This window comes from Streptomyces roseolus, from assembly GCF_014649855.1.
In the GTDB taxonomy this organism is placed as follows: Bacteria; Actinomycetota; Actinomycetes; order Streptomycetales; family Streptomycetaceae; genus Streptomyces; species Streptomyces roseolus.
In genome coordinates this window covers 69569-95172 of record NZ_BMTV01000004.1, presented here as the reverse complement: position 1 = coordinate 95172, position 25604 = coordinate 69569, and the positions used below count along the sequence as shown (strand labels likewise).

At 72.5% G+C, this 25604-nt stretch carries 29 protein-coding genes and 1 pseudogene; 11 read left to right on the top strand and 19 right to left on the bottom strand.

From position 1 onward, the window contains the following. The first annotated feature begins 2 nt into the window (after positions 1-2). The gene (locus tag IE245_RS05895) at positions 3-653 is read left to right on the top strand and encodes a potassium-transporting ATPase subunit C (RefSeq protein WP_189945658.1); all 651 of its coding nucleotides are present in this window, start codon (positions 3-5) and stop codon (positions 651-653) included. On the opposite strand, the gene IE245_RS05890 is transcribed toward IE245_RS05895, so the two are convergent. Both IE245_RS05890 and IE245_RS05885 read right to left on the bottom strand, forming a co-directional pair. Beyond that, positions 647-1819, bottom strand: a complete 1173-nt coding sequence (locus IE245_RS05890; protein ID WP_189945657.1) for a winged helix DNA-binding domain-containing protein — start codon at positions 1817-1819, stop codon at positions 647-649. The two genes, IE245_RS05895 and IE245_RS05890, sit on opposite strands and share 7 nt — an antisense overlap. A 103-nt stretch (positions 1820-1922) precedes the next feature. After that, a pseudogene (locus IE245_RS05885) lies at positions 1923-2228 on the bottom strand (ATP-binding protein); the annotation flags it as partial. 152 nt (positions 2229-2380) lie between these two features. Between IE245_RS05885 and IE245_RS05880 the strand changes: the two are divergent. From IE245_RS05880 to IE245_RS05870, 3 genes are all read left to right on the top strand, one after another. Next, positions 2381-3481, top strand: coding sequence for an ABC transporter substrate-binding protein (locus tag IE245_RS05880; RefSeq protein WP_189945656.1), 1101 nt, complete (start codon positions 2381-2383; stop codon positions 3479-3481). Positions 3482-3807: 326 nt separating this feature from the next. Beyond that, complete coding sequence (locus IE245_RS05875; RefSeq protein WP_189945655.1) at positions 3808-4131, top strand: ArsR/SmtB family transcription factor; 324 nt, start codon at positions 3808-3810, stop codon at positions 4129-4131. Beyond that, the gene (locus IE245_RS05870; RefSeq protein ID WP_229851098.1) at positions 4121-4618 is read left to right on the top strand and encodes a GNAT family N-acetyltransferase; all 498 of its coding nucleotides are present in this window, start codon (positions 4121-4123) and stop codon (positions 4616-4618) included. Before IE245_RS05875 ends, IE245_RS05870 begins: the two co-directional genes overlap by 11 nt. Here the strand turns inward: IE245_RS05870 and IE245_RS05865 are convergent. The 3 genes from IE245_RS05865 to IE245_RS05855 form a co-directional block, all read right to left on the bottom strand. Further along, a complete protein-coding gene (locus IE245_RS05865) occupies positions 4615-5676 on the bottom strand; it encodes an ArsO family NAD(P)H-dependent flavin-containing monooxygenase (protein ID WP_189945654.1) in 1062 nt (353 codons plus the stop codon). The genes IE245_RS05870 and IE245_RS05865 overlap by 4 nt on opposite strands. An 83-nt stretch (positions 5677-5759) precedes the next feature. After that, positions 5760-6845, bottom strand: a complete 1086-nt coding sequence (gene arsB / locus IE245_RS05860; protein WP_189945653.1) for an ACR3 family arsenite efflux transporter — start codon at positions 6843-6845, stop codon at positions 5760-5762. Further along, positions 6842-7150 carry an ArsR/SmtB family transcription factor gene (locus tag IE245_RS05855; protein ID WP_189945652.1) on the bottom strand — a complete coding sequence of 103 codons (309 nt, stop codon included), beginning with the start codon at positions 7148-7150 and terminating at the stop codon, positions 6842-6844. Before IE245_RS05855 ends, arsB begins: the two co-directional genes overlap by 4 nt. Positions 7151-7224: 74 nt before the next feature. Here IE245_RS05855 and IE245_RS05850 point away from each other — a divergent pair, with 74 nt between their 5' ends. Both IE245_RS05850 and trxB read left to right on the top strand, forming a co-directional pair. Further along, entirely contained in the window at positions 7225-7656 is a 432-nt protein-coding gene (locus tag IE245_RS05850) for an arsenate reductase ArsC (RefSeq protein ID WP_189945651.1), read from the top strand. 7 nt (positions 7657-7663) lie between these two features. Continuing rightward, complete coding sequence (gene trxB / locus IE245_RS05845; RefSeq protein WP_189945650.1) at positions 7664-8665, top strand: thioredoxin-disulfide reductase; 1002 nt, start codon at positions 7664-7666, stop codon at positions 8663-8665. A 56-nt stretch (positions 8666-8721) separates the two neighbouring features. Here the strand turns inward: trxB and IE245_RS05840 are convergent, their stop codons facing one another. The 3 genes from IE245_RS05840 to IE245_RS05830 are packed head-to-tail and all read right to left on the bottom strand — an operon-like array spanning position 8722 to position 12176. Then, entirely contained in the window at positions 8722-9435 is a 714-nt protein-coding gene (locus IE245_RS05840; RefSeq protein WP_308436596.1) for an ATP-binding cassette domain-containing protein, read from the bottom strand. Further along, positions 9423-11255, bottom strand: coding sequence for a phosphate ABC transporter permease subunit PstC (gene pstC, locus IE245_RS05835; RefSeq protein ID WP_189945649.1), 1833 nt, complete (start codon positions 11253-11255; stop codon positions 9423-9425). The genes IE245_RS05840 and pstC overlap by 13 nt, the downstream gene beginning before the upstream one ends. 3 nt (positions 11256-11258) lie before the next feature. Further along, positions 11259-12176 (bottom strand): phosphate ABC transporter substrate-binding protein, encoded by a 918-nt coding sequence (locus tag IE245_RS05830; RefSeq protein ID WP_229851097.1) that lies wholly within the window; start codon positions 12174-12176, stop codon positions 11259-11261. A gap of 141 nt (positions 12177-12317) precedes the next feature. On the opposite strand from IE245_RS05830, the gene IE245_RS05825 reads away from it, so the two are divergent. Continuing rightward, positions 12318-12707 (top strand): ArsR/SmtB family transcription factor, encoded by a 390-nt coding sequence (locus IE245_RS05825; RefSeq protein ID WP_189945648.1) that lies wholly within the window; start codon positions 12318-12320, stop codon positions 12705-12707. 24 nt (positions 12708-12731) lie between these two features. Here the strand turns inward: IE245_RS05825 and IE245_RS05820 are convergent, their stop codons facing one another. The 5 genes from IE245_RS05820 to IE245_RS05800 are packed head-to-tail and all read right to left on the bottom strand — an operon-like array spanning position 12732 to position 17160. After that, positions 12732-13439, bottom strand: coding sequence for a glutamine amidotransferase-related protein (locus tag IE245_RS05820; protein WP_189945647.1), 708 nt, complete (start codon positions 13437-13439; stop codon positions 12732-12734). Then, positions 13436-13789, bottom strand: a complete 354-nt coding sequence (locus IE245_RS05815; RefSeq protein ID WP_189945646.1) for a hypothetical protein — start codon at positions 13787-13789, stop codon at positions 13436-13438. The genes IE245_RS05820 and IE245_RS05815 overlap by 4 nt, the downstream gene beginning before the upstream one ends. Continuing rightward, positions 13786-15318 carry a 2,3-bisphosphoglycerate-independent phosphoglycerate mutase gene (gene gpmI, locus IE245_RS05810; RefSeq protein ID WP_189945645.1) on the bottom strand — a complete coding sequence of 511 codons (1533 nt, stop codon included), beginning with the start codon at positions 15316-15318 and terminating at the stop codon, positions 13786-13788. The genes IE245_RS05815 and gpmI overlap by 4 nt, the downstream gene beginning before the upstream one ends. Next, the gene (aroA, locus tag IE245_RS05805) at positions 15315-16616 is read right to left on the bottom strand and encodes a 3-phosphoshikimate 1-carboxyvinyltransferase (protein WP_189945644.1); all 1302 of its coding nucleotides are present in this window, start codon (positions 16614-16616) and stop codon (positions 15315-15317) included. The genes gpmI and aroA overlap by 4 nt, the downstream gene beginning before the upstream one ends. 34 nt (positions 16617-16650) lie before the next feature. Then, positions 16651-17160, bottom strand: a complete 510-nt coding sequence (locus IE245_RS05800) for a hypothetical protein (RefSeq protein ID WP_189945643.1) — start codon at positions 17158-17160, stop codon at positions 16651-16653. Positions 17161-17550: 390 nt separating this feature from the next. Here IE245_RS05800 and IE245_RS05795 point away from each other — a divergent pair, with 390 nt between their 5' ends. Next, on the top strand, positions 17551-18483 hold the full coding sequence (locus IE245_RS05795) for a helix-turn-helix domain-containing protein (RefSeq protein ID WP_229851096.1): 933 nt from the start codon (positions 17551-17553) through the stop codon (positions 18481-18483). 108 nt (positions 18484-18591) lie between these two features. On the opposite strand, the gene IE245_RS05790 is transcribed toward IE245_RS05795, so the two are convergent. From IE245_RS05790 to IE245_RS05780, 3 genes are all read right to left on the bottom strand, one after another. Next, positions 18592-20193 carry a GNAT family N-acetyltransferase gene (locus IE245_RS05790; RefSeq protein ID WP_189945641.1) on the bottom strand — a complete coding sequence of 534 codons (1602 nt, stop codon included), beginning with the start codon at positions 20191-20193 and terminating at the stop codon, positions 18592-18594. Positions 20194-20272: 79 nt separating this feature from the next. Continuing rightward, the gene (locus tag IE245_RS05785; protein ID WP_189945640.1) at positions 20273-20587 is read right to left on the bottom strand and encodes a hypothetical protein; all 315 of its coding nucleotides are present in this window, start codon (positions 20585-20587) and stop codon (positions 20273-20275) included. 250 nt (positions 20588-20837) lie between these two features. Beyond that, positions 20838-21191: an ArsR/SmtB family transcription factor gene (locus IE245_RS05780; protein WP_030496241.1), complete on the bottom strand. Its 354-nt coding sequence runs from the start codon at positions 21189-21191 to the stop codon at positions 20838-20840. A gap of 114 nt (positions 21192-21305) precedes the next feature. Between IE245_RS05780 and IE245_RS05775 the strand changes: the two genes are divergently transcribed. Further along, complete coding sequence (locus IE245_RS05775; RefSeq protein ID WP_229851095.1) at positions 21306-22370, top strand: permease; 1065 nt, start codon at positions 21306-21308, stop codon at positions 22368-22370. A 111-nt stretch (positions 22371-22481) separates the two neighbouring features. Here IE245_RS05775 and IE245_RS05770 read toward each other — a convergent pair whose 3' ends face one another. Further along, on the bottom strand, positions 22482-22847 hold the full coding sequence (locus tag IE245_RS05770) for an ArsR/SmtB family transcription factor (RefSeq protein WP_189945639.1): 366 nt from the start codon (positions 22845-22847) through the stop codon (positions 22482-22484). Between the two features lie 142 nt (positions 22848-22989). Between IE245_RS05770 and IE245_RS05765 the strand changes: the two genes are divergently transcribed. Further along, positions 22990-23163 (top strand): hypothetical protein, encoded by a 174-nt coding sequence (locus IE245_RS05765; protein WP_189945638.1) that lies wholly within the window; start codon positions 22990-22992, stop codon positions 23161-23163. A gap of 16 nt (positions 23164-23179) precedes the next feature. Next, positions 23180-24385: a pyridoxal phosphate-dependent aminotransferase gene (locus tag IE245_RS05760; protein WP_189945637.1), complete on the top strand. Its 1206-nt coding sequence runs from the start codon at positions 23180-23182 to the stop codon at positions 24383-24385. A 73-nt stretch (positions 24386-24458) separates the two neighbouring features. Here the strand turns inward: IE245_RS05760 and IE245_RS05755 are convergent, their stop codons facing one another. Both IE245_RS05755 and IE245_RS05750 read right to left on the bottom strand, forming a co-directional pair. After that, positions 24459-25187 (bottom strand): TIGR02391 family protein, encoded by a 729-nt coding sequence (locus IE245_RS05755; RefSeq protein WP_189945636.1) that lies wholly within the window; start codon positions 25185-25187, stop codon positions 24459-24461. Positions 25188-25231: 44 nt separating this feature from the next. After that, entirely contained in the window at positions 25232-25597 is a 366-nt protein-coding gene (locus IE245_RS05750) for an ArsR/SmtB family transcription factor (RefSeq protein ID WP_189945635.1), read from the bottom strand. Between the last annotated feature and the right edge of the window lie 7 nt (positions 25598-25604).

Sequence of the window (25604 nt, the reverse complement as noted above, 5' to 3'; positions counted from 1 at the left end):
CGATGAACAACTCCGTAGGAAACACCGGGCGCGTGCTCTGGGCGGGCCTGCGCGCCCTCCTCGTCCTCACCCTCGTCTGCGGCGTCCTCTACCCGCTCGCGGTCACCGGCATCGCCCAACTCGCCTTCCCGGCGCGGGCCGACGGCTCCGAGGTCGAGGACGCGAGCGGGAAGGTCGTCGGCTCCGAGCTCATCGGCCAGACCTACCTCGACGGCGACGCCCCCGACCTCCGCTGGTTCCAGCCCCGCCCGTCCCGCGGCCTCGGCACCAACAGCGTCAACACCCGGTACTCGATCATCCTCTCCGGCGCCACCAACCGCTCCGGCGACAACGAGGACCTGATCCGGTGGGTCACGGACGCCAAGGCGGCCGTCGTCGAGGACAACTCCACCCCCGGACACCCGGTGAAGCCCTCCGACGTGCCCGCCGACGCGGTCACCTCCTCCGGCTCCGGCCTGGACCCGCACATCTCCCCGGAGTACGCGCGGCTCCAGGTCCACCGGGTCGCCGCGCGCAACGGGCTCGACGCCGCGGCGGTCGGGAAGCTGGTCGCCGACCACACCGACGACCGGATCCTCGGCTTCATCGGGGAACCCCGCGTCAACGTCCTGGAGCTCAACGTCGCCCTGCGCGAGCTCGTCGGCCGTCAGTAGGGCAGGACACGGGTCTCGGCCGCCGGCAGGCCCTTCGCCCACCAGTGGTCGTACCGCCCGTACACCCGCGGATCGCGGTCGGCGAGCAGCGCCCCCAGGGACGCCGCCTCGGCCGCGAGCCCGTCCCAGTCGGCGGCCGCGAGCGGGTGGAACGCCGCCGCCTCGATCCCGCCCCCGACCGGCCGCCAGGCGCCCGCCACGTATCCGTCGACCAGGAGCGTCGGCAGCACGTCGCCGTTGACCCGTATGACGTGCTTCCGGTACGCGGCGGGGACGATCCGGCTCCGGTCCGCGTACGCGAGCAGCGTGCTGTCCCACATCGCCATCAGGCGCGGCGGGGCGGGTACGGCGCCGTCCGGGCGGGCCGCCCCCGGCAGGTCGTACAGGACCGCCCCGTCCGGGCCCGCCAGGACCTCCGCCGCGCCCCGCTCGACGAGCGCGTCGAGCGCCGCGCGGGCCCGGCCGCGCTGCACCAGGCCGAACCGGCCCAGATCCGCCGCCGACGCCGGGCCGAACCCCGCGAGATAGCGGCGGGCCAGCGTCCTCAGCCCCTCGGCGGCGGCCTCCGGTCCGGCCGTGGGCGGCCCGGGCGGCGCGGCGACGAAACCGGGGGAGGCGACGTACTGCCACGGCGGGCCGCTCGGCACGTGCCAGAGCGGCGCGTACTGCCGCAGCAGCCGCCCCGCCGCCGGGGTGAGGCGCCCGCCGCCCCACAACTCCTCCGCCCGCAGCCGCAGTTCCTCCCCGGTGCGGGAGCGGCCGGCGTACGCGAGCAGCTCCGGCAGCAGCGCGTCGGCGTCCTCCGGGGCGAGCCCGGTGTCGGTGAACCGCCGGTCCCGCAGCCGGCTGCCGCGCAGCGTCGGCTCCACCGCCGCCCGGAAGGGCCGGTAGTCGTCGGCGTGCACGAGGTGCAGGGTGATCCGCATCAGCGTCGAGCGGACCAGCCGGAAGCCCTCGACGGCCGCGTCGAGGCCGGCCGGGTCGAAGCCCTCCGTCCTGTTCCACAGCGCCACGTACGGCGAGCCCGGCTGCTGCGCCTGGAGCGCCACCACCCGCCGGACCGCCTCCTCCACGGACACCGGCTCCCGCGCGAGCAGCAACTGGCGGGCGAGCGTGGCCCGGTTGAGGGCGCGGGCGGTGAGGGCGGGCTCCACGGACGCGGTCATGGCTCCGATGGTGACAGGCGGCACCGACAATCCCGACGCTTCACCGGCGGTCCCGGGGCCTCCCGGACGGGCCCCGCGCCTCACCGGCGGCCCCGGGGCCCCACTGCTCGCGCAGCCCCCAGGGCGACCCGTACTCAGTGAGCAGGTCCAGGAAGGGCCGCGGGCCGAGGGCCTCGGCGCCGAGGACACCGGAGCCGGCCCGGACGCCGGTGGCGAGCGGTTCGAGCGCGAGGACCGGGTTGACGGCGGTCTGCCGGACGACGGCCTGGGAGCCGTACGCGCGCATCGACCACTCGTTGTCGACCACGTGGTACAGGTACACCTCGCGCGGCGCCCCGTCCTCCACGCCCTTCACCCAGGTGCCCGCGCAGGTCTTGTCGCGCACGCGGTCGCCGAGCGCCGCCGGGTCCGTACGGTCGGGTTCCGCCCGGTGCAGCTCCTGGAGAGCGCGGCGAGGACCCGGCGGCCGTTCGGAAATGCGGCCCCGCCGGAACGGCCCCGCGCGAACAATGGGGAGGGAACCGCACACGCCGCCTCCACCGACCCCCAGGAGCCCCGCCCATGAGCACCCCACCCGCCCCGCGGATCGGCGTCCTCGCACCGCTGAGCCGCCCCGGCTGGACGGAGGCGGGCCGGCATCTGCTGGCCGGTCTGGAACTGGCCGCGGAGGAGGTCAACGCGGCCGGAGGGATCGCCTCCGCCGCCGGGCCCGGCGGCGGGCCGCTGGAGCTCCTGGTCAGGGACACGGCGGCCGACCCGCGCCGGGCCGAGGCGGCCGTGGACGAGCTGGCGGCCCTCGGGGCGGTCGCCCTGGCGGGGGAGTACCACAGCGTGGTGGCCCGGGCCGCCGCCGCCCGCGCCGAAGCCCTCGGCCTGCCGTACCTCTGCTCCTCCGCGGTGATCGACGCGCTGACCGACGCACCGGCGGAACGGGTGGCGCGCCTGGCTCCCGCCCAGTCCCACGGCTGGCGCGTCTACGCGGAGTTCCTCCTCGCCGCGGGCCACACGCGCCTCGCGGTCGCGACCGAGCCGAGCGCCTACTGGGCGGCGGGCACCCGCATCCTCCGCGAGCGGCTGGCCCCGCGCGGCGGCACCGTCACGGAACTCGACGCGCGCGCCCTGGCACCGGCGGCGCTCGCCGACGCCCTGGCCGCCGACGGCGCGACGGCACTGCTCCTCCTCACCGGCTTCCCGGACCCGGCGGTCGAACTGGTCAGGGCCGTCCGCCGCGACCCGCGGCTCGCCGACGTCCTGATCGGCGCGCCGGCCGGCCAGCCGGAGTTCGCGGAGTGGGCGGCGCTGCTCGGCGACGAGGCCGGCGGGGTCCCCTTCCTCCGCTACCTCCCCGCCCGGCCGACCGTCCTCGGCGCCCGCGTGGAGGCGTCCCTCCGCGACCGCCTCGGCGCCGCGCCCTCCTTCGTGGCCTTCGAGGGGTACGACACGGTCACCGTCCTCGCCGGGGCGCTCCGAACCCACGGCACGGACCGCGCGGCCCTCGCCGAGGGCTGGCCGACGGTGGCCGCGCAGGGCACCCGCGGCGAGATCCGCTTCACCCGCCCGTCCCCTTCCGCCCCCGTCTGGCAGTGGACCGGAGCCCCGGTCCAGGTGGCCGACCGCGACCCCGCGGACCCCGCCCGCTTCCGCACCCTCCTCGCGCGGTAGGCGAGCCGAAGGGGCCCCGGCCCGCACCGCGCCACGAGAGGGCCGGGCCACGAGAGGGCCGCGGCCCTGTGCGCCGAGGGCGTCGTCGGCACGCCCGAGGCCGTGGCCCCGGCCCGCCGTGGCCCCGCCCGCTGTGTCGCCGAACGCGCCACCGGGGTGCGTGTGGGCCGCCGTCGGTCGTCCACCCGCTCCTCCCGGCGGACCGTCACCGTGTCCCCTTCCGTCTTGCCGATGGCCTCGCGCACCTCCGCCTGCGCCTGCGCGCGGTGCGCCAGGAAGCCGGGGCGCTGGCCGGAACTCCCTTCATCGAATATCGTCGATGATCGATGAACACCCCAGAGGCGATCACCGAGGACGAGGCCCGTACGTACGCCACGTGGTTCCGGGCCCTCGGCGACCCGACCCGCGTCCGGCTGCTGCACCTGCTCGCCGGGGCGGGGCGGGCGATGACCGTGGGCGAGCTGGTCGCCCGGGTGGACGTCGGTCAGTCGACCGTCTCCCACCACCTGAGGATCCTGGCCGAGGTCCGCTTCGTCCTTGCCGAGAGGCGGGGGACCTCGACCCTGTACGCCGTGAACCGCGCCTGCCTGTCGGTGTTCCCCCGCGCGGTGCGGTCGATCATGGGCGAGGAGGTGCCCGATGGGTGCTGAGTACGTGGTGGGCCCGATGACCGCCGGTCACGCCGAACAGGTCCTGGCGATCTACCGGTCCGGGATCGACGAGGGCGACGCCACCTTCGAGACCGCCGCCCCGACGTGGGAGGTCTTCGACGCCGGCCGGCTGCCCGGGCACCGCTTCGTCGCCCTCGACGGCGCCCGCGTGCTCGGCTGGGTCGCCGCCTCCGCCGTCTCCGACCGCTGCGTGTACGCGGGGGTGGTCGAACACTCGGTGTACGTCCGCCCCGAGGCCCGCGGGCGCGGCGTCGCCGGCGCGCTCCTGCGGGCGCTGATCGACTCCACCGAGGCGGCCGGGATCTGGACGATCCAGTCCGGGGTCTTCCCCGAGAACGCGGCGAGCCTCGCCCTCCACGAGCGCGCGGGCTTCCGCGTCATCGGCCGGCGCGAGCGCGTCGGCCGCCACCACGGCCGGTGGCGGGACACGGTGCTGCTTGAGCGCCGCAGCCGGGTCGTCGGCTAACCCAGGAGTTCGGCGATCGCGCGGGCCGCGTCGCGGGCGGGGCGGCCGACGCCGATGAGGGTGGCGGAGGCGGGACCGGTCCAGTCGCCGTAGCCGAGGAGGTGGAGGCGGGGCTCGCCGACCGCCTGGGTGTTGGTGGTGGGGACGTGGCCTCGGGGGCCGCGCAGGCCGAGCGGGGCGAGGTGGGAGAGGGCGGGGCGGAAGCCCGTGCACCAGATGATCGCGTCGGCCTCGGCCGTGGTGCCGTCGGGTCGTTCCACGCCGGTCTCCGTGAGCCGGGCGAACATCGGCTGGGGCTTGAGGAGTCCGGCGTCGCGGGCGGCGCGGACCGGGGGAACGGCGACGATGTCGCCGAGGGAGGCGACGCCGCCGGTGTCGGTGCGGCCTTCGTCGAGGGCGCGGCGGCGGGCGGTGGCGTGGTCGAAGAGGGCGCGGCCGTCGATGTCGTCGGCGAGGTAGCGGGGTTCGCGGAGGGTGGTCCAGGTGAGGTCGGAGCCGTACGCGAGGTCGGCGGCGATCTGGGCGCCGGAGTTGCCGCCGCCGACCACGATGACCTTCCGGCCCGCGAAGTCGGACGGGCGCCGGTATTCGACCGTGTGGAGCTGGGTGCCCTGGTACTCCGTGCGGCCGGGGACGGCCGGGACGAAGGGGCGGGACCAGGTGCCGGTGGCGCTGACGACCGCGCGGGCCCGCCACGTACCGGAGTCGGTCTCGACGCGGAGGCGTTCGCCGTCGCGGTGGACTCCGGTGACGCGGACGGGGCGGTGGACGGGGAGGTCGTAGCGCTGTTCGTAAGCGGTGAGGTACGCGACGACGTGGGCCGCGTCCGGATACGTCTCGCCCGGCTGCGGGGGCATCGGGCGGCCGGGGAGGGAGGAGTACGCGGCGGGGGAGAAGAGGTGCAGGGAGTCCCAGGTCTGCCGCCAGGCCCCGCCGGGGGCCGTACCGGCGTCCAGGACCACGAAGTCGAGGCCGGCCCGGCGCAGGTGGTAGCCGGCGGCGAGGCCCGCCTGGCCGCCGCCGATGACGACGACGTCGACGGCCTCGTGCTGAGTCATGCCCGGGTTTCCCTTCTCGGCGGCGGTGCCCCGGCCCGCGCGGTTGCGGGACGGGGCGCCTCGGTGGTGACGCGGGACTGTGCCTACTGCTGGGCGGGGGCGAACTTCCTGCGCCAGGCCAGCGACACGTACACCAGAGCGACGAGGACCGGGACCTCGATCAGCGGGCCGACCACTCCGGAGAGGGCCTGGCCGCTGGTGACGCCGAAGGTGGCGATGGCGACGGCGATGGCGAGCTCGAAGTTGTTGCCGGCGGCGGTGAAGGCGAGGGTGGCGGTGCGGTCGTAGTGCAGGCCGATCGCCTTGCCGAGGGCGAAGGTGCCGAACCACATCACCGCGAAGTAGACGAGGAGCGGCAGCGCGATCCGGGCCACGTCGAGGGGCTGCGAGGTGATCGTCTTCCCCTGGAGGGCGAAGAGGATGACGATCGTGAAGAGCAGGCCGTAGAGGGCCCACGGGCCGATCTTCGGCAGGAACGTCGCCTCGTACGACTCCCGGCCCATCCGCTTCTCCCCGATGCGGCGGGTCAGGAAGCCGGCCAGCAGCGGCACGCCGAGGAAGATGACCACGTTCAGGGCGATCTTCCACATCGAGATGTCGAGTGTCTCGCCCTCGCCCAGGCCCAGCCAGTCGGGGAGGAGGTCGAGGTAGAACCAGCCCAGCAGACCGAAGGCCAGGACCTGGAAGACGCTGTTCAGGGCGACGAGGACGGCGGCGGCCTCGCGGTCTCCGCAGGCGAGGTCGTTCCAGATGATGACCATGGCGATGCAGCGGGCGAGGCCGACGATGATCAGGCCGGTGCGGTACTCGGGCAGGTCCGGCAGGAAGATCCACGCGAGCGCGAACATCACCGCGGGACCCAGGACCCAGTTGACGACCAGCGACGAGACCATGAGCTTCTTGTCGCCGGTGACCGCGTCGAGCTTGTCGTAGCGGACCTTCGCGAGCACCGGGTACATCATGATCAGCAGCCCGACGGCGATCGGCAGGGAGATCCCGCCGATCTCGACCTTCGCGAGGGCGTCGTTCAGGCCGGGGATCAACCGCCCCAGACCGAGGCCGAGGCCCATGGCGAGGAGGATCCAGACGGCGAGGAAGCGGTCGAGCGTCGACAGCTTCGCGACGACCGAGGAGTCCTCGGCGGCGGTCGCGGGGGCGGCGGGGGTCACGGGCAGGACCTCTTGGAGTCGGCGTGGGCGCGGGCGGTGGCGGCGAGGCCGGCGAACTGGCCGGCGAGCTGCTCGATGACGTCGGGCCGCAGTCGGTAGTACGTGAACCGGCCGCACGGCTCGGTGTCCACCACGCCCGCCTCGCGCAACACCCTGAGGTGGTTGGAGAGATTGGTCTGTCTGGCTCCCGTCTCCTCGACCAGGTGCGTGGTGCACAGGGTCTCGCGGGCGAGCAGGGTCACGATCTGGAGCCGCAGCGGGTCGGCGAGGACCTTCAACAGCTCAGTGTCGACTGACGTCAGCATGGACTGATACTGTCACATCAGTGAAGGGTGATGCCAGTCCGGGCTGATGCCCGTCTGTCACGAAGGAAGAACCGATGTCCGAGTCTCTGCTCGCGTCCGTGCTGTTCGTCTGCGTCCACAACGCGGGGCGTTCCCAGATGGCCGCCGGCTTCCTCCGGCATCTCGCGGGTGACCGTGTGGAGGTCCGGTCCGCCGGCTCCCTTCCGGGCGACCAGGTCAATCCGGCCGCCGTCGCCGCCATGGCCGAGCTCGGCATCGACATCTCCGACCAGAAGCCGAAGGTCCTCACCGCCGAGGCTGCCCAGGCGTCGGACTACATCATCACCATGGGCTGCGGCGACGCCTGCCCCTACTTCCCCGGCAAGACCTACCTCGACTGGGTCCTGGAGGACCCGGCCGGCCAGGGGGTCGAGGCCGTCCGTCCCATCCGGGACGAGATCAAGGGGCTCATCGAGGGCCTCATCGCAGAGATCGACTCCAAGAACGCCGAGAAGCAGGAGAACTGACCTCACCATGACGACCACCACGACCGGCGCCGAGAACGACGTCCGCGAGGTCATCATCATCGGCTCCGGCCCCGCCGGGTACACCGCCGCGCTCTACACCGCCCGCGCCCAGCTGAAGCCGCTTCTCTTCGGCAGCTCCATCTTCGTCGGCGGCTCCCTCACCACGACCACCGAGGTCGAGAACTTCCCCGGCTTCCCCACTGGCATCGACGGCCCGGACCTCATGGACAACATGCGGGCCCAGGCCGAGCGGTTCGGCGCCGAGATGATCGATGACGACATCGTCTCCGTCGACCTGACCGGTGACATCAAGCTCCTCACCGACTCCGCCGGCACCGTCCACCGTGCCAAGGCCGTGATCATCGCCACCGGCTCCGGCTACCGCAAGCTCGGCCTCCCCAAGGAGGACGAGCTGTCCGGACGCGGGGTCTCCTGGTGCGCCACCTGCGACGGCTTCTTCTTCCGCGACCGCGACATCGTCGTGGTCGGCGGCGGCGACACCGCCATGGAGGAGGCCACCTTCCTCACCCGCTTCGCCCGCTCGGTCACCGTCGTCCACCGCCGCTCCACCCTGCGCGCGTCCAAGACCATGCAGAACCGGGCCTTCGCCGACGACAAGATCTCCTTCGCCTTCGACAGCGAGGTCGTCGAGATCAAGGAGACGAACGGCATGCTGTCCGGAGTCGTCCTGCGCGACGTCATCTCGGGACAGACCCGGGAGCTGGACGCGACCGGCCTGTTCATCGCCATCGGCCACGACCCGCGCACCGAGCTCTTCGCCGACCAGCTCGAACTCGACGACGAGGGCTACCTGAAGACCGAAACCCCCTCGACCCGTACGAGTCTGCCGGGCGTCTTCGGTGCGGGTGACGTCGTCGACCACACCTACCGCCAGGCCATCACGGCCGCGGGCTCCGGCTGCGCCGCCGCCCTGGACGCCGAGCGGTACCTTGCCGCTCTCCGGGACGCCGAACCGGTCGACGGGACCGAGCTCGTCGCCGCGGGCTGAACAGACGCCGGGCCCGGGCCATCGTGCTTTCTCCACGACGGACCGGGCCCGGTTCATCATGCCGGTACGAGCGAAGCCGTCTCGGGCAGCTCCAGTCGCACCGTGCGGTCGCACAGCCGCTCCACCTGGCCGGGGTCGTGCGAGACCAGCAGGACTGTACGGTTGCCGCGCAGGGCGGCGACCGACTCCTCGACCGTGTCCCGGCTGCGCTCGTCCAGGGCGCTGGTCGGCTCGTCGAGCAGGAGCGCCGCCGGCTCCAGGGCGAGGGCCCGGGCGAGGCACAGGCGCTGGCGCTGGCCGTTGGAGAGCGATTGCGCCGGGGTGTCGAGCCGGTCGCGGACCTCGTTCCACAGGCCCGACTCCCGCAGCGCCTTCTCCATCCGGTCCCGCATCTCCGTACGGGAGGCGCGGACCAGGTGGCGCAGGCCGAACAGGGCGTTGTCCATGATGCTTCCGCCGAAGACCACCGGCGTCTGCGGCACCAGGACGACGGTGCTCCGCAGAGAGGCGTCCCCCTTGCCGCAACAGATCGTGCGTCCCTGCACGTCCACCTCGCCGTCGCGGCGCAGGCCGTGCGGCAGCAGATCGACGAGGGCGCGCAGCACCGTCGACTTGCCGGCGCCGGACGGGCCGCACAGGCCGGTCGTGGAGCCGGCGGGCAGCTCGAAGGTGACCGGGCCGACCAGGGTCTTCTTTCCGTCGAGGACGCGCAGATCGCGGACGGCGATCACGTTCTGCGGGTGCGCGTTCCCCGTCTTCACGTTGTCCAACGTCGTGCTCCTTCGAATCGGTTGCGCAGGAAGACGGCCAGGGTGAGCAGTCCGGCGGTGATCAGGACCAGGACGAGGGCGCTGCCCCACGCCTGGGCGATGGCCTCGGGGGCGCCGGAGTCCTGCGACAGGGTGAAGATGTGCGTGGGCAGGGCCTGGACCGGTGCGTTGACGATGCCGGTCGGGAGGGCGGGGGCCCCGAAGAACACGGTGGCCGTGAAGATCAGGGGCGCCGTCTCGCCCGCCGCGCGGGCCAGGCCGAGCAGCAGGCCGGTGAGCGTGGCCGGCCAGGTGTAGGGGATGACGACCGAGCGGATGTACTGCGAGCGGGTCAGGCCCAGCGCGAGCGCGCTCTCGGTGAGTTCGCCCGGCATGCCGCGCACGCGGCCGGCGGTGGTGAGGGCGACGACCGGGACCACGACGGGCACCAGGACCACGGCGCCGGCCAGCCAGGAACGGCCCCAGCCCATGGTCGTGCACAGGAGGACGTATCCGGCGAGGCCGAGCAGGATGGTGGGTGTTCCGCCGACCGCCACGGTCAGCGTCTCCAGGATCCGGGAGGTCTTGGCGGAGGCGCGGGTTCCGATCACGATGCCCGCTCCGTAGCCGAGCGGCAGCGCGATCAGCGCCGTGGTCGCGAGCAGCAGGAGGGTGCCGACGATCTGGTCGCGGATGCCTCCGTCGGCGGCGCCGGCGGACGGGGTGAACCAGAAGGCCGGGTTGAGGGCCGCGCCGCCGCGGGCCAGCAGGATGCCGAGCATGCCGAGCAGGAGGGCGGTCGGCAGCAGCAGGGCGCCGTAACGGACGGCCGTGGTCAGCCGGTCCTTGGGGCCGCGCATCCACGCGGAGGTCCGCCGGACGCGCGGTCCGCGCCGGACCCGGGCCGAGGTGCCGCGGGTGCCCCAGACGGTGGCAGCGGCGACGAGGGCCAGCAGGATGATGCCGAGTCCGCAGAGGGCGGCGAAGTACGGGCCCGAGGTGCCGGCGAGCATGGGTTCGGGGCCGGCGAGCTTGGTGGTGAGCGTCTGGCCGGGGCGGACGAGCGAGGAGAAGAAGTCGCCGAACGACTCCGGGAGGCGCCCGTCGGCGCGGCCGATGACCATGAAGACCGCGATGGCCTCGCCGAGCGCCCTGGCCAGGCCAAGGAGGACGCCGGCGCGCATGCCCGAACGGGCCTGGGGCAGGACGGCGGAGCGGACGACCTCCCGGCGGGTCAGGCCGAGGGAGTACGCGGCCTCCCGGTAGCGGCCGGGTACCGCGGCGAGGGCGTCCACGCTGACCGCCACGATCGTCGGCATGATCATCACGGCGAGGACGATGCCGGCGGCGAGGATGCTGTCGCCGCCCGGCACGTCGCCGAGGCCGGCGACGAACGGCCGGATCACCATGATGCCGATGAGGCCGTAGACGATGGAGGGGACGGCCGCGAGGAGTTCGATGCTCAGGCGCAGCGGCTTGGCGAGGCGGGGCGGCAGGTACTCGGAGAGGGCGATGGCCGCCGCCCAGCCGACGGGTACGGCGAGCACGAGCGCCAGGACGCAGACGACCGCCGATCCGTAGATCATGGCCAGGCCGCCGAAGGCCAGGTTCCCGGGGCTCCAGACGGAGTCCGTGAGGAGGGCTCCCCAGTCGACCGTGCCGCTCGCGATGCCGTCGGCCAGGTAGCCGACCAGGACCACGAGGGCGAGTGCGACGGACAGGACGCCGCTGTAGGCCCAGCCCCAGACCCATCTCGCCCGGCCGGGGCGGCCGCCCTTCTCGGGCGGCCGCGTCGCGGTGGTTCCGGGCGCCTTGGCGGGGCGCTCCAGAGTGAGGCTCATCGGTCAGAGCCCCATCTGCTGACGGGTCAGGTACCCGTGCTTCGGGAGAAGCTTCTGGCCCTCGGCGGAGAGGATGTAGTCGATGTACTGCTTGGCGGCGCCCTTGGGCTGACCGTTGGTGATCATGTACAGCGGGCGGGTCATCGGGTACTTCCCGGAGGCCACGTTCTCCAGGCTGGGGGCGATGCCGTCCAGCGGCACGGCGACCAGGTCGGGGTGGCCGTCGATGAAGCCGGTCGACAGCGGGGCGATGGAACCGCGGGTGGACTTCAGCTTGTTGCGGGTCTCGGTGTTGCCGCCGACGACGGCGTAGTTCGCGGACTGCGGCGGGGCCGGCGGCTCGCCCTTGCCGTAGACGAACTTGTCGAGCACCTCACGGGTGCCGCGGCCGGGCTCCTTGTCGTACACGAAGACCTGCAGGTCGGGGCCGCCGACCTCCTTCCAGTTGGTGATCTTCCCTTCGAACAGGCCCTGCACCTGTGCCTTGGAGAGGCTCTTGACCCCGCCGTCGGCGACCTCCTTGGTGATGATGACGCCGACCGCGTCCGCGCCGATCTGCGTGGTCACGAAGTCGGCGTCCGGGTACGCCTTGCTGTCCTTGTCGGAGAGCGGCTTGGAGCTCAGCGCGATCTCGATCTGGCCGGTGCCGAGCTGGGAGATGCCGCCGGCGGAGCCGCCCTGGGTGGCGACGGTGATGTTCAGGCCCTTGGACTTGAGCGCCTCGGCGGCGTCGGAGGCCACCGGGGCGACCGTGGTGGATCCGCTGGCCTGCAAGGCCCCCGTGTCGGCCTTCGCGGCACCGGCGCAGCCGGTGAGGACGGCGGCGAGGACGAGGCCGGCGGATGCGGCGGCTCCCTGCCGCATCCGGCGCGAGGTGAAGGCCGGCACGGTGCTTCGGAACGTGGTGGAGGTGACAGACATGGCGGTGCCTTTGCGGTGGTGGGGAAGGAAGAAGGAGACGGGCGGGAGCTGTTCGGACATTCGCTGAATGACAGGCGAACAGTGAGTGAACTCGCTCGATGTGACTCAGCCGGTCGGCCGGGCGGACATAGGGTGATCGTCATGTCAGCAGAACAAGCGACCGGTAATCGCTCGGGGTTGCTGCCCTTCGTCTACGAGGATCCGACCTGCGGGCCGCCTCTCGACGTGGAACCGCTGCCCCGGGAGCGGGCTGAGGCGCTGGCCCGGAACGTGAAGGGCATCGCCGACCCGACCCGGTTGCAGATCCTCAGCGTGCTGCTGGCCGCTCCGGACGGCGAGGCGTGCGTGTGCGACATGACGCCGCTGCTGGATCTCGCCCAGCCGACCGTCAGTTACCACATGAAGATCCTGGTGGACACCGGCCTCGTGAGCCGCAGGAAGCGGGGCACGTGGGCCTGGTACGCGATCCGGCCCGAACACCGGGCCGTGCTCGACGCGCTGATCTGGGGCGAGGGCCCGGCGGAGGCGTGAGCCGCCCCGGCCGGGCGCACCGGCTCAGACGGCGACGGCCGCCCGGGCGCTCACCTCGGCCGTGAAGGCCGTGATCAGCCGGTGGATCCGGCCCGGCCCCGAAACCAGCTCGGGCTGGAACAGGGTGCCGATGAAGAACGGGTGGCCCGGCACCTCGGCGGCCCGCGGGGCGCCTTCCTCGTCCCAGCCGCTGAACAGCACGCCCGCGCCGGTGAGCAGCTCGACGAACTCCGCGTTCAGGCCGTACTTGCAGTGGTACGTCTCCGTCGAGCGCTCGGCGCCCTCGTAGACCGCCGCCAGCCGGCTGCCGGCGGTCAGCAGCAGGGGCGCCTGCTCGCCGGCGAGGCAGCAGGTGAGCGGCACGATCAGCGGGGTGGCCGCCTCCGGGTCGTACTGCACGTCGTCGGCGTCGGTGAGACCGGCGACGCTGCGGGCGTACTCGATCAGCGCGTGCTGGAAGCCGCCGCAGGTGCCCAGGTAGGGAACGCCGTTCTCGCGGGCGTGCCGGACGGCGGCGAGGACGCCGTCCTTGTTCTCGTACGGGGAGCCGGGCACGACCCACAGGCCGTCGAAGCCGTCGAACGACTCCGGGCCGGTGATCGTCTCGGTGGGCACCCATACGGTGTCCACCTCCAGCTCGGCGCGGAAGCTGTCGAGCCGGGCGTGCGCGGGGGACTTGCCGTGGTCCCCGATCAGCGCCACGCGCGGACGCGGTCCGGTGACGGTGGTCATGAGGCGTGCTCCTGGTCGGTGTCGAGGGCGCGTCCGAGGCGGACGAACCCGTGGGGGGAGAGGCGGGCGACGAGCAGTCCGTCGCGCTCGGCGGTGGTGGACGCGCCGCCGAGGAACAGCAGCGGTCCTTCGCCGGGCGGCAGCAGCGGTTCGGGAAGCACTTCCTGGACCTCGGAGGTGAGGTTGGTGACGGTCAGCACGTGGGCCGAGCCGTCGGCGCTGACGAGCACCTCGACGGCCAGCCCGGGGCCCGCGTCCGGCTCGTGGCGGACGGCGCCGTCGGCGTAGGCGCCGGCGAAGCGGGTGCCGTCCGGCGTGGCGGTCTGGGCGAGCGGGGGCGCGAGGGTCACAGCAGGCTCCTTCCGGTCATGGCGGGGCCGCTCGGACGACCGAGCAGGGCGAGCACGGTGGGCGCGATGTCGGCGAGGCTGCCGCCGTCACGGAGGGCGTCGGGCAGGAGCTGCCCGGGCGCCGGGACGACGACCGCCGGGACCGGATTGGTGGTGTGTCCGCCGTACGGGAGCGGGGTGCCGTCCGGGCCGGGCTTGGACATCCGCTCGGCGTTCCCGTGGTCGCCGACCAGCACCACCCAGCGGCCGGTGGCCGCGGCGGCGGTCAGGATCCGGTCCACCTGCCGGTCGGTGTGTTCGGCGGCCCTGACGGTGGCGTCGTGGTCGCCGGTGTGGCCGACGACGTCGATGTTGGCGAGGTTGGCCGCCACGAGGGCGACGTCGGTGCGGCCGGCGGCCGCGATCACCGCGTCGGCGACCCGGTCGAGGTTCATCTCGGGCCGCGCGGTGTACTCGGGCGCCTCGTCCGACGTGATCCGGACGTGCTCCTCGACCTCCCGGCGCCGCTCGTCCCGCCCGTTCAGGTAGTACGTGACGTGCTCGAACTTCTCCTGCTCCGCGATCCGTACGGACCGCAGGCCGTGGGCCTCCAGCTGGTCCGCGAGGCCGCCGGAGGCGTCGGCGCGGCCGACCAGGGCGGGGATGTCCGCCTCGGTGTCGTACTGGGTGAGGGAGAGGATCCGTACGTCGCTCTCGGCCAGGTGCTTCACCAGGTCGTCGGCGAGCTGCTGGATGCGGTCGCTGCGGAAGTTGGCGAACAGGATCGCGTCCCCGTCCCGCACGGTCGCCAGCGGTTCGCCGTCGGCGTCGGTGAGGACGGTCGGGGTGACCCACACGTCGCCGTCGCCGGCGCCCGCCAGGATCTGGCCGTGGTCGCGGGCCAGGGCTCCGCGGCCGTCCGCCACCGCCTGGGTGACCTTCGCGGTCAGCTCCAGGTCGCCGCTCTTGTCGAGGGCGTAGCCGCGGCCGGAGACCGTGGCCAGGCGGCCGACACCGGTCGTCGCGAAGAACTCCTCGACCCGGCCGAGGTAGTGGCAGGCCGTGCGGTCGGCGACGTCCCGGCCGTCGGTGATCGCGTGCACCCAGACCCGCTCGACGCCACGGGCGGCGGCGATCGAGAGCAGCTCGTGCAGGTGGTCGACGTGGGCGTGGATCTGCCCGTCGGATGCCAGGCCGATCAGGTGCAGGGCGCCGCCGCCCGCTGCGAGCGCGTCCAGCGCCTCGGTCAGGCGCGGGTTGTCGCGCAGACCGCCGGAGTCGATCTGCCGCTGGACGAGCACGCTGTCGTAGTCCAGCGGGCGGCCGGCGCCGATGACCATGTGGCCGATCTCGGAGTTGCCGACCGTGCCGGGCAGCAGGCCGACGTGCTCGCCGGACGCCTCCACGAGGGTGGCGGGGTACTTGGCCCGGATGCCGTCCAGGACGGGGGTGTCCGCGACCGCGAGGGCGTTGCCGGGGACCGGCTCGGTGTGGCCCCAGCCGTCGAGGACGAGCAGGATGCCGGGACGGGTGTCGGGGGTCTCGGTCATCGCAGGGTGTCCAGGGTCTGCCAGAAGGCGGGGAAGGACTTGGCGACGCAGCCGGGGTCCTTGATGACGACGCCCGGGGTGCGCAGGCCCATGACCGCGAAGGTCATGGCGATGCGGTGGTCGTCGTAGGTGTCGATGACCGCGCCGTGCGAGGGGCCGCCGTGGACGGTCATGGCGTCGTCGTACTCGTCGACCTTGACGCCCATCTTGCGCAGCTCGGTGGTGACGGCCGCGATGCGGTCGCACTCCTTCACCCGCAGGCTGGCGATGTTGGTGATGTGGGTCGGTCCCTCGGCGAAGGCGGCGACGGCGGCGAGTGAGGGGACGACGTCGGGCATGGCGTCCATGTCGACCTCGATGCCTCGCAGCTGCCCGCCCTTGACGGTGACCGAGTTCTCGGTGACCTCGGTGTGCGCGCCCATCCGGCCGAGGACCTCGACCAGGCCGACGTCCCCCTGGTGGGAGGCGGAGCCGATGCCGGGGATGGTGACCCGGCCGCCGAGGACCGCGGCGGCGGCGATGAAGTACGACAGGCCCGAGGCGTCCGGCTCGACGATCGCGTGGCCGCCCTTGAAGGACTGGCCGGCGGGCACCTTGAACCAGCGGTAGCCGTCCCGCTCGACGGTGATGCCGTGCTCGGCGAGGGTCGCCAGGGTCATCTCGACGTACGGCTTGGAGACCAGCTCGTCGACGATCTCGATCTCCGTGTCCTGCTTCGCCAGCACGGAGCTGATGAGGAGCGAGGAGGTGTACTGGCTGGAGACGGCGCCGGAGATCTTCGTCTTCCCGCCGGCGAAGTTGCCGCCGGTGACGCGGATCGGCGGCGAGCCGTTGCCGCGCACGGCGACCGCCTCGACGCCGAGGCCCGGGAGGGCCGCGAGCAGGTCGCCGAACGGGCGCTCCTGCATCCGGGCGTTGCCGGTGATGGTGGTGGTGCCCTCGGCGAGGCCCGCCATGGAGATGAGGAAGCGCAGCGGGGTGCCCGCGCCGCCGACGAAGATCTCCTCCTGCGGGGCCGTCATCGGCTTGCCCGTGGGGGTGAACGAGATGCGCGCGGCCTCGTGGTCGATCTCGGCGCTGACGTGCCCGAAGGACTCGACGGCCTTGGTGAAGAAGACGGTGTCGTCGGAGATGAGCGCGCCGTCGATCACGCCTTCCTTGCCGGACAGGGCGGCGACGGCGATCTGCCGGTTGGTGTAGCTCTTCGAACCGAGGACCTTCACGTCGTGGTCGATGGCGGCCAGCGGCTCGACGGTGAGCTCTTCGGCCTTGAGACGGGGGTCGTTGATGCCGCTCATGGGTGGTACTCCTCGCAGGGGTGTGTGATCTGGATCACGCAGGAAGGGGGCCCGAGCCGGGGAGGGCGTCGGGAAGGCGGGGGGTGGCGGTAATCCGCCAATGAGCCAGAGAAGGGCTGGAATTCAGCGCGCGCAGGCAGATTTCCCACGCGGCGGAAATCGCCTCGGCGGGGTGGCGCGTCCGATGGAAGAAGGTCAGCTCTATTCGACCGGGAGCGGAACTGGCGTGGACATGTTCAAGGTCGTCCTCGGTCATCGCGGACGCCCAGACGATGTCCGTCACCGTCGCCGCCGCCAGGTCTCGGTGTGTGGCGGCGTCGGTGGCGACGAGGGTGGCGGTGGCCATGAGCACGGGGCCTCCCGGTCGGGCGGCGAGCCCGGGTACGGACCACACGTGCTGGTCGGCCACGGCGGGAGCGACCTCGCCGTACAGGTGGGCGTGGCGGCACTTCGGACCGCAGCCGTGCCCGCCGGCGGGCGAGAAGCCCAGGGCGACGGCGGCGGCCCTGTTGGCCAGGCGCAGCAGACTCCGCGCAGCGGACATGGCTGTCCTCCGTGTGTGGTGGATGGAATGCCCCGCGAAAAGGGGCGTGAGGAGAGGTGCGGAATCCGTGGTGCCGGCCTGCCGAACCTTTGTGATCACCAGTCTGCCGAGCCGCCGGGGGAGGCGGAAGGGATATCCCTTGGCATGAACTGCGTCCGGCAACGACCTGCCTGAGAGGGCTAATTCCGGCCGCCGTGAGCGAGGGGGGCGAGGCGTGGCGGCGTCCGATCGCAGGGTGGACACATCTTGTCGACGGATGTCCTGAGCTGCAAAGATCGGCGCTCGCCGATGGACTGACGAGTACGTCTCGCATATTGAGACGTGGGCCGGGGGGTCGCTGTGCTGGCGAGTTTGGGACTGGATGCGGACGCCGAGACGGTCTATCGCCTGATGCTCACGCACCAGGACTGGGGCGTCGGAGAGCTCGCCTCTCATCTGGCCCGCCCTGAGGCGGACATACGTGAGGCCCTGGACCGGCTCGCCGAGCTCAATCTCCTGCGCCGCTCACTCCAGGCCCCCGGCGGCGTGCGCCCCGTCAGTCCCAACCTGGGCTTCCAGCTCCTGCTCCAGCGGCAGCAGGCGGAACTCCTGGCTCAGCAGCAGCAGTTCGCGGAATCACAGGCGGCCATCAGCACGCTGCTCGCCGAGTACGCCGAGCTGCGGACCGGCGAACGACACGGCGTCGAGTACCTCCAGGGCATCGACGCCATCCAGGCCCGGCTCGAGGAGCTGGCCCATCGCAGCACCACCGAGTGCCTGTCCTTCATGCCCGGCGGCGCTCAGTCCGCGGCCAGTCTGGAGGCGAGCCGGCCCCTCGACGAGCAGCTGATGCGGCGCGGCGTGCGCGTCCTGACCGCCTACCTCGACAGCGTCCGCAACGACACCCCCACCGTCGAGTACGCGCACTGGCTGCACGACAACGGCGGCGAGGTGCGCACCGTCCCGGCCCTTCCGCTGCGGATGGTGCTCTTCGACCGCGAGGTCGCCCTGCTTCCCGTCGACCCGGACAACACCAAGAAGGGCGCCGTCCAGCTGACCGGCCCCGGCGTCATGACCGCTCTGGTCGCCCTGTTCGATCAGGTCTGGGAGCGCGCGGCTCCCCTCGGCAGCGTCCGTGACCGGGACGAGGCCGGCCTGACCGCGCAGGAACGCGAACTCCTGCGCCAGCTGACGCAGGGGGCCACCGACGAGATCGCCGCGAAGAAGCTCGGCATCGGCCTGCGCACGGAGCGCCGGATCATGTCCGAGCTGATGGCACGGCTCGGCGCCCGCAGCCGCTTCGAGGCCGGGGTCCTCGCGGCGAAGGCGGGCTGGACGGACTGACGGATCCGCCGACGGCCTCTCGCTGCCGGGAAACACAGGCTGGTCCGGTGCGCGAGGCACCGGACCAGTTCTATGGAGTTGCGGCGAGGAGAGGATCGATTTTGTGGGTCAGCCGCAGCAGCCGCCCTCGGGCTGGAGGGGCTTGATCGGCTCGTAGGCGGTGCTGCCGAGCAGCTTCGCCTTCAGGCGGCCGATCGCCGTCGTCGGCGCCGCTTCCTCGGCCGCGCCGAGCGTCTCGCGGCGGGCCTGGCCGTAGGCGGCGTGCAGCTCGGCGACCTTCGGCCGGAGCGCGGTGTCGGTGACCAGGACGACGGAGCGGATCTGCCCCGGGCGGAAGCCGCGCAGCCGCTTGGCCTCGTCCGCGCCCGGGCCCGCCTCGATCGCGGTGAGGCCCTCGGCGAAGGCGTCGCGCAGCGGGCGGTCGAGCGCGATCTCGAAGTAGACGCCGCTGCGCTCGCCCAGCGCCTCGTAGTCGAAGCCGGCCCACTTCACGAAGAGGCGCTTGCCCCGTCGGACCACCACCGAAGCCGCGACCACTGCCTCGTCCTTGTGGACGACGTACGCGCGAATGTCGGCGCCGCCCTCGACGAGCGCGGTCAGCAGGGCGCCGATGTGCGCCTCGTCCTCACCGCCCTCGTACTTCTGGCGGTTCTGCGTGACGAGCTCGGTGATCCGCCCGATCAGCGGGCGGAGCTCCTCGCGGTCCTTGCGCTCGATGCGGGTGCCGGAGTTGTCTGCGCGCTCGCGGTCCTCCTTCACGCGGCGCCGCTTCCGGGCCGGGAGCGAGGCGAGGTAGGCGTCGTAGCTGTCGTGCTGGAGGTCGAGCAGGTTGTTCTCGCCGTGGAAGGCGATGTCACCGCCGTACGCCTGGAGCGCCAGGGCGAGGACGTCGCTGTAGGCGCTGTTGTGCAGCCACGGGGCGGTGATCGAGCGGATGCCGGCCTCGATCGCCGCCGGGACGACGCGGTCGACCAGGTCGGCGACGAGCAGCGGGTCCTCGACGGAGGCGGTCGCCTCGGAGCGGTAGCCGAGCGGCGAGCCGAGCAGCAGTGACGGGAAGAACGCGTCGGTGCCGAGGGCCTCGACGGCGTCGGTGGCGGACTCGCAGCAGGAGGTGGTGGCCGAGCAGCAGGCGGCGGTGCCGTCCTTCGGCTGCCAGCCGAGGAGTGTACGGGGGTCGGCGTCCACGATCGGGTCGACGTCGAAGACGTACCCCGGGAGGAAGGCGATGTCGCCCTCGCCGCGGTCGGCGACGGTGTGCCACGCCTTGGCGCCCTGCAGGCTCTCCTCGGTCGCCCTCAGCCAGTCGACCTGGGCGTACGGGGTGGGGTCGGTGGCCTGCGGGATGCCGCCGCCGAGCGCCGTGATCGCGTCGTCGAGGGAGAGGCCGGTGCGCACCTCGGCGGGGTGGGCCTGCTCCTCCTGCGGGCCGCAGCAGCCGGAGGCCACGACCGGCTCGGGCTCCGCGGGGCCGCAGCAGCCCGACGCGGCGGGCTCGGCCTCCGGCTCGGCGGCCGGGGTGCCGCAGCAGCCGGACGCCTCGACGGGCTCGGGCTCGGCGGTTTCGCTGCCGCAGCAGGAGGACTCCTGCTCCTCGGCGGCCTTTTCAGCCGGCTCGGGGGCCGAGCAGCAGCCGGTGGAGGCGGTCTCGACGACCGGGAGGGCCGGGGAGGGTTCCTCGGCGGTGGTGCTGCAGCAGGTGGTGCTCATGGGGTGCTCTCCTCGTGGGGTCGGCGGTGCGCGGGGGTGCGGGGTGGGCTGCCCGGGGGGAAGGGCGAGGGCTGGCTGGTCAGTCCCGGCCGGCGCCGTCGGTGGAGGGGTCGGTCGGGGCCGAGTCCCAGCCGGCGCCGTTGGAGCCGTCGTTCGTCGTGGTGGGCGCCACGTCCCAGCCCGCGCCGTCGATGGAGGAGGCGAGGACGACGGTCGGGGCCACGTCCCACCCCGCGCCGTCCGTGGAGTCGGTGGGCGCGGTGGGGGCCGTGTCCCAGCCCGCTCCGGCGAGGGCGGGGACGGCGCCGGCGCCCAGGGTCGAAGTGGCACCGAGTCCGATCACGGCGACGAGTGCGGCGGTGGCAAGACGCATCGAGGTACGCGAAACAGACATGGCTCTCCCCTGGCGATGACGGTGGCTTTTTGTCGGCCGGCGGCCTTGGCGGCCGTTCCCGGTGTCCCGGGGGCTTGTCGCCCTTCCGGTGTTCATGAGTCTGTCCGAGCTCACCCAGGGTGTGGAAGGGATCACCGCTGGCAGGAAACGCGTCCGGCATCCACCTGCCTGAAGATGCCGAAGGGCCGGTTCCGAGCGCGTGACGCGCGCATGAACCGGCCCTTGGCGGAAGGTGAGTCGGCGAGGCTCCTCAGCCCGTGGCGAGGAGCTGGGGCGACGGGTCCAGTGCCTGGCAGAGCACGCTCATGCTCTCCGGGGCGATCCGGTAGTAGGTCTGGCGCCCGCGCTTCTCGCGCTCCAGGAACCCGGCCTCGTACAGCACCCGCAGGTGGTGCGTGACGGTCGGCTGGGTGAGTCCCAGGGGTTCGGTGAGGTCGCAGGTGCACGCCTCGCCGCTCGGCTGGGAGCGGATCAGGCCGAGCAGGCGCAGGCGGGTGGCGTCGGCGACCACCTTCAGGGCGGTCGCGAGATCGTCGGCGGCCTCGGGCGTGAGCGGGCCGGCGAGCACGGGGGAGCAGCACAGCTCCGAGATCGACGTGGGCATACCGGACTCAACGATGGCCGTCTATGAATTGTTCCCGAGATGCATTGACAGTCATCTATGAGTTCCGGCAGAGTCTGACTCATCGACAGCCGTCTATGAATTGCTGGAGCCCCCGTGATCGACACCGTCCTCGACGTCCTGTGGCGCACCGCCCAGGACGTCGGCCACTCCCTCGCCGCCAACTGGCCGTTCCTGCTGATCAGCGTGGTGCTGGCCTCGGCCATCCCCGTCTACGTCGGAGCGGACCGCCTGTCGGCGTGGATGCGGCGCAAGACCGCGGTCGCGGTGCTCGGTGCGATCGTCCTGGCGACCCTCACCCCCTTCTGCTCCTGCGGCACGACCGCGGTGGTGCTCGGGGCGCTCGCCTCCAGCGTTCCGTGGGCCCCGGTGGTCACGTTCATGGTGGCCTCGCCCCTGACCAGCCCCGAGGAGTACGTGCTGTCGACCGGTCTCTTCGGCTTCGACTTCGCCACCACCTTCTTCGTGGCCGCGATGGTCCTCGGCGTCTTCGCCGGCGTCATCACCTGGCTCATCGAGAAGACCGGCTGGCTGGAGGGCCAGGCCCGTCTCACCGCGAACCAGGCGGAGGAGAAGGCGTCCGAGGGCTGCTGCAGCGACGAGGGCGAGACCGGGGGCGGCTTCGGTGGTGGCGTCTCGGCCGGTGGCGGCGTCCCCGCCGGTGGCGGCGGCCTGGCCCGTACGGCCCTGCTCACCCGCCCGGTCGCGCCGAAGCCGGCCCCGGCGCCGGCCCCTGTCGGCGTCGTGGAGCGCCTGAAGCTCAAGGAGTTCGGCGAGGAGCTGAAGGTCAACGTCAAGCGCCTCGCCCTCTACTTCCTGGGCTTCGCCACCCTTGGCTTCCTGCTCATCAACTCGATCCCGACGCACTACCTCACCGAGTTCCTCGGTGACGGCAACGTCTTCGCGGTCCCGGTCGCCGCCCTCATCGGCATCCCGGTCTACCTGAACTCCGACGGCTCGCTCCCGCTGGTCGCCACCCTGATGCAGGGCGGCATGGGCCCCGGCCCGGCGCTCGCCTTCCTCGTGACCGGCGCGGGCACCAGCATCGGCGCCATCAGCGGCATGCTCCTCATCGCCCGCTGGCGCGTCGTCGCCCTGGTCGTCGGCATCCTCTTCGCCGGCGCGCTCGTCCTGGGCTACACGGCCCCCATCTGGCTCTGACCCTCGCGGGCCGGCACCCGGCACCGCGAGCGCCACCGGCGCCGGCACGCGTAAGACGGCATCGGCCCGCCCCCAGGCTTCGGGGCGGGCCGCAGCCGTTTCCGCGGGTTCTCAGCAGCGTGACGGTTCACGGGCCGCGCTCCGCATTCCCGCCAGCGGGCCCATCAGGTGCTCGATCCGGTCCGGGCGGACGAAGTAGTAGACCTCGTTCGCGCGCCGTTCCGAGGCGAGGATGCCGGCCTCGCGCAGCTTGCGCAGGTGGTGGCTGATGGTCGGCCCGGTCAGGTCGAACTCGGCGGCGATCTCTCCCATGCACACCTCGCCCGCAGGGCAGCAGGCCACGATGCTGGCGATCCGCAGGCGCACCGGATCCGCCAGGGCCTTGAACATCCCCGACAGCTCCTCTGCCTGATCCGGCGTCATGGGGACGGGGCAGCAGGAACCGGACGGCGTCACGGTGGTCAAGGGCTCGATCATGCGGCCCAATGTGGCCGATGGTGACGCGCCGCGTCCAGAGTCGACCGCCTCCCGGACCCGTCGTGGCTGATTCATTGACAGTCATCTATGGGTTGGGTCATACTCATCTCATAGATGAGCGTCTATGAATCGAGGTCGCGTCATGTCGTCCCTTCTCGCCTCCTTCCGTCGCCTGCGCGTCACCCGCCGCCCCACCCGCACGACCGACGTGCGGTTCTGCGACAGCTGCGTGGAGGTCGTCGACCGGGGCGCCCGCGCGGCGGCCCTCCGGCGCGGCCACGAGACCACGCTCACCCACCTCGCCGTCCGCCTCTGACCCCGTAGGGAACCCCGTGAACCCGCTCCGTCCCTCCGCGCGCGCCGCCGCCGTTCCGCCCTCGGCCACCGCCGCGCTCGACGCCCACGCCAAGGCGCTCGTCGCCGCGGGCGCTGACGTCATCAACCTGACCAGCGGCGAGCCGGCGTTCCCCACCGTCGAACCCGCCGCACGCGCGGCGGAACAGGCCGTCGCCGAGGACTTCACCCGCTACACCCCGGCTGCCGGCATCCCCGAACTCCGTACGGCGATCGCCGCGCACCTCAACCGCCACGGCACCGCGTACGAGGCGTCGCATCTCGTCGTGACGGCGGGCGCCAAGCAGGCCCTCCACTACGCCTTCACCGCCCTCCTCGAACCGGGCGACGAGGTGCTCGTCCCGGCCCCGTACTGGGTCAGCTACCCCCACCTCATCGCCTTGGCCGGCGGAACCCTGGTCCCCGTCCGCCCCGCCCCCGGCGCCGGCCTGAAGGTCACGCCCGAGCAGGTGCGGGAAGCGGTCACCGACCGCACGCGGGTCCTCCTCCTCAACAGCCCCGCCAACCCCTCCGGCGTCGTCTACAGCCGCTACGAACTGGCCGCCCTGGCCGAAGTGGCCGTGGAACACGACCTCGTCGTCGTCAGCGACGAGATCTGTGACCACTGGGTCTTCGGCGACGCCCGCTTCGCCTCCGTGGCGGCGCTGGGTGCCGAGATCGCCGCCCGTACCGTCACCATCGGCGGCGTCTCCAAGACCTTCGCCATGACCGGCTGGCGCATCGGCTGGCTCGCCGCCTCCGCCGAACTGGCCTCCACCGTCACGGCCCTGCAGAGCCACACCGCCTCGGCCCCGTCCTCCATCGCCCAACGGGCGGCCCTCGGCGCGCTGACGGCCGACCTCGGCACCGAACTGGAACGCCGCCGCTCCGCGCTCGACGCCCGCCGCCTCGCGACCGTCAAGGCGATCGGTGACGTCCCTGGTCTGCGGGTCGACGGCGACCCCGAGGGCGCCTTCTTCCTCCTCGCCGACGTCACTGGCCTGTACGGGAGGACGTGCGCCGGCCGCACGATCACCTCCGCCGCCGAATTCGCCGAACTCCTCCTGAGTGAAGCCCAGGTGGCGGTCGTCCCAGGCGCGGACTTCGCGGCCCCGGACCACGTCCGCATCTCGTACACGGTCCCGCCCGAGCAGCTCGACGAGGCGCTCGGACGTCTGGCGGGGTTCGTGGGCGCGTTGTCCTGACTCCCGAAGACCACCACCCCGTCCCCCCACCGAGAAGGGGCGCCGATCGCGACGGTCGGCGCCCCTTCCGCGTTCACCGCTCGACGGTGGCCGAGTCCACCCAGCGCGCGAGCACGCTGATGGCCGCAAGCTGCTCCAGTGCCTCGTGCTCCGGCAGCTCCGACAATCCGTCCTCATGACTGTTGGGGTTCCGAATGCCCGCGAAGCACCCCTCGGCGAACGAGGCCGCACCCCGGTGAACGCTCTTGAAGGTGTCGCTGCCGTCGTCCGGCATCAGGCGGAGCCGAGGCTGGCCAGGCTTGGGGGCGTCCTTGGAGAAGGCGTTCACGAAGAGGGCCGTCTCGCTGGCGTCCCGCCGACCCAGCTTGTTCTGGGTCTCGGCGTTCACCTTGCGCGCGGCCGCGGTGACAGCCTGCCGGAAGTGGCCGCTCTGCCAGAGGGCCCGGGCGCCTTCCCAGGCCCAGGGGTGCATGGTCGAGGCGCTGAGTTGGGGAGCGTCGTCCCCGAGTCGTTCGCGGATTTCCGCATCTCGCTGGAGGGCGACATCGGCCCTCTGGGCTGCTTCCCGGTGCTGGTACCAGCGATTTGCCGCGTTTTCCTCCGAGGGGACGCTGGTCCGCCACGTGGGTAGGACACGGTCCAGGATCTGCTCGACCGCCTGGGCGCTCGCGACGATCTCGTCGTCGGAGCCGAACGTCAGCATGCGGGACGTGATGAAGGTGCGGGTCGATGCCGAGCGCATCGTCGTCAGCGTCAGGAACTTGGCGATCTCGGCTCGCGCCCAATCGACATCAATGGCCATACCGTCATCATGCGACCGGCCACTGACAATTGAGCGGGCTTCGCTCAGGCTGTGGCCGCCGTCGGGCTCAGCAACTGTCCCATCGCCGCCAGGACCCCCGGCTCCACCCGGTAGTACACCCAGGTCCCACGTCGCTCGGAGGTGAGCAGGCCGGCTTCCTTCAGCTTCTTCAGGTGGTGGGAGACGGTCGGCTGGGAGACGCCGACATCGGAGATGTCGCACACGCACGCCTCGCCGCCCTCGTGGGAGGCGACGGCGGAGAACAGCCGCAGGCGCACCGGGTCGCCCAGCGCCTTGAACATCAGGGCGGTCCGCTCGGCTTCCGCGGCGGTCAGGGGCCGCTCGGTGAGCGGTGGGCAGCACGGTTCGACGGCGGGCTCCAGCAGCGGCAACACCTTCGCGTTCGACATATGTCTA

Coding starts and splice junctions, on each gene's coding strand:
- IE245_RS05855 (WP_189945652.1), bottom strand. CDS start 7,150: ATGCTGACGTCAGTCGACACTGAGCTGTTGAAGGTCCTCGCCGACCCG.
- IE245_RS05820 (WP_189945647.1), bottom strand. CDS start 13,439: ATGACCACCGTCACCGGACCGCGTCCGCGCGTGGCGCTGATCGGGGAC.
- pstC (WP_189945649.1), bottom strand. CDS start 11,255: ATGAGCCTCACTCTGGAGCGCCCCGCCAAGGCGCCCGGAACCACCGCG.
- IE245_RS05830 (WP_229851097.1), bottom strand. CDS start 12,176: ATGTCTGTCACCTCCACCACGTTCCGAAGCACCGTGCCGGCCTTCACC.
- IE245_RS05755 (WP_189945636.1), bottom strand. CDS start 25,187: ATGGCCATTGATGTCGATTGGGCGCGAGCCGAGATCGCCAAGTTCCTG.
- IE245_RS05785 (WP_189945640.1), bottom strand. CDS start 20,587: ATGTCTGTTTCGCGTACCTCGATGCGTCTTGCCACCGCCGCACTCGTC.
- gpmI (WP_189945645.1), bottom strand. CDS start 15,318: ATGACCGAGACCCCCGACACCCGTCCCGGCATCCTGCTCGTCCTCGAC.
- IE245_RS05895 (WP_189945658.1), top strand. CDS start 3: ATGAACAACTCCGTAGGAAACACCGGGCGCGTGCTCTGGGCGGGCCTG.
- IE245_RS05865 (WP_189945654.1), bottom strand. CDS start 5,676: ATGACTCAGCACGAGGCCGTCGACGTCGTCGTCATCGGCGGCGGCCAG.
- trxB (WP_189945650.1), top strand. CDS start 7,664: ATGACGACCACCACGACCGGCGCCGAGAACGACGTCCGCGAGGTCATC.
- IE245_RS05790 (WP_189945641.1), bottom strand. CDS start 20,193: ATGAGCACCACCTGCTGCAGCACCACCGCCGAGGAACCCTCCCCGGCC.
- IE245_RS05870 (WP_229851098.1), top strand. CDS start 4,121: ATGGGTGCTGAGTACGTGGTGGGCCCGATGACCGCCGGTCACGCCGAA.
- IE245_RS05795 (WP_229851096.1), top strand. CDS start 17,551: ATGCTCACGCACCAGGACTGGGGCGTCGGAGAGCTCGCCTCTCATCTG.
- IE245_RS05850 (WP_189945651.1), top strand. CDS start 7,225: ATGTCCGAGTCTCTGCTCGCGTCCGTGCTGTTCGTCTGCGTCCACAAC.
- IE245_RS05765 (WP_189945638.1), top strand. CDS start 22,990: ATGTCGTCCCTTCTCGCCTCCTTCCGTCGCCTGCGCGTCACCCGCCGC.
- IE245_RS05770 (WP_189945639.1), bottom strand. CDS start 22,847: ATGATCGAGCCCTTGACCACCGTGACGCCGTCCGGTTCCTGCTGCCCC.
- IE245_RS05750 (WP_189945635.1), bottom strand. CDS start 25,597: ATGTCGAACGCGAAGGTGTTGCCGCTGCTGGAGCCCGCCGTCGAACCG.
- IE245_RS05780 (WP_030496241.1), bottom strand. CDS start 21,191: ATGCCCACGTCGATCTCGGAGCTGTGCTGCTCCCCCGTGCTCGCCGGC.
- aroA (WP_189945644.1), bottom strand. CDS start 16,616: ATGAGCGGCATCAACGACCCCCGTCTCAAGGCCGAAGAGCTCACCGTC.
- IE245_RS05800 (WP_189945643.1), bottom strand. CDS start 17,160: ATGTCCGCTGCGCGGAGTCTGCTGCGCCTGGCCAACAGGGCCGCCGCC.
- IE245_RS05875 (WP_189945655.1), top strand. CDS start 3,808: ATGAACACCCCAGAGGCGATCACCGAGGACGAGGCCCGTACGTACGCC.
- IE245_RS05880 (WP_189945656.1), top strand. CDS start 2,381: ATGAGCACCCCACCCGCCCCGCGGATCGGCGTCCTCGCACCGCTGAGC.
- IE245_RS05825 (WP_189945648.1), top strand. CDS start 12,318: ATGTCAGCAGAACAAGCGACCGGTAATCGCTCGGGGTTGCTGCCCTTC.
- IE245_RS05890 (WP_189945657.1), bottom strand. CDS start 1,819: ATGACCGCGTCCGTGGAGCCCGCCCTCACCGCCCGCGCCCTCAACCGG.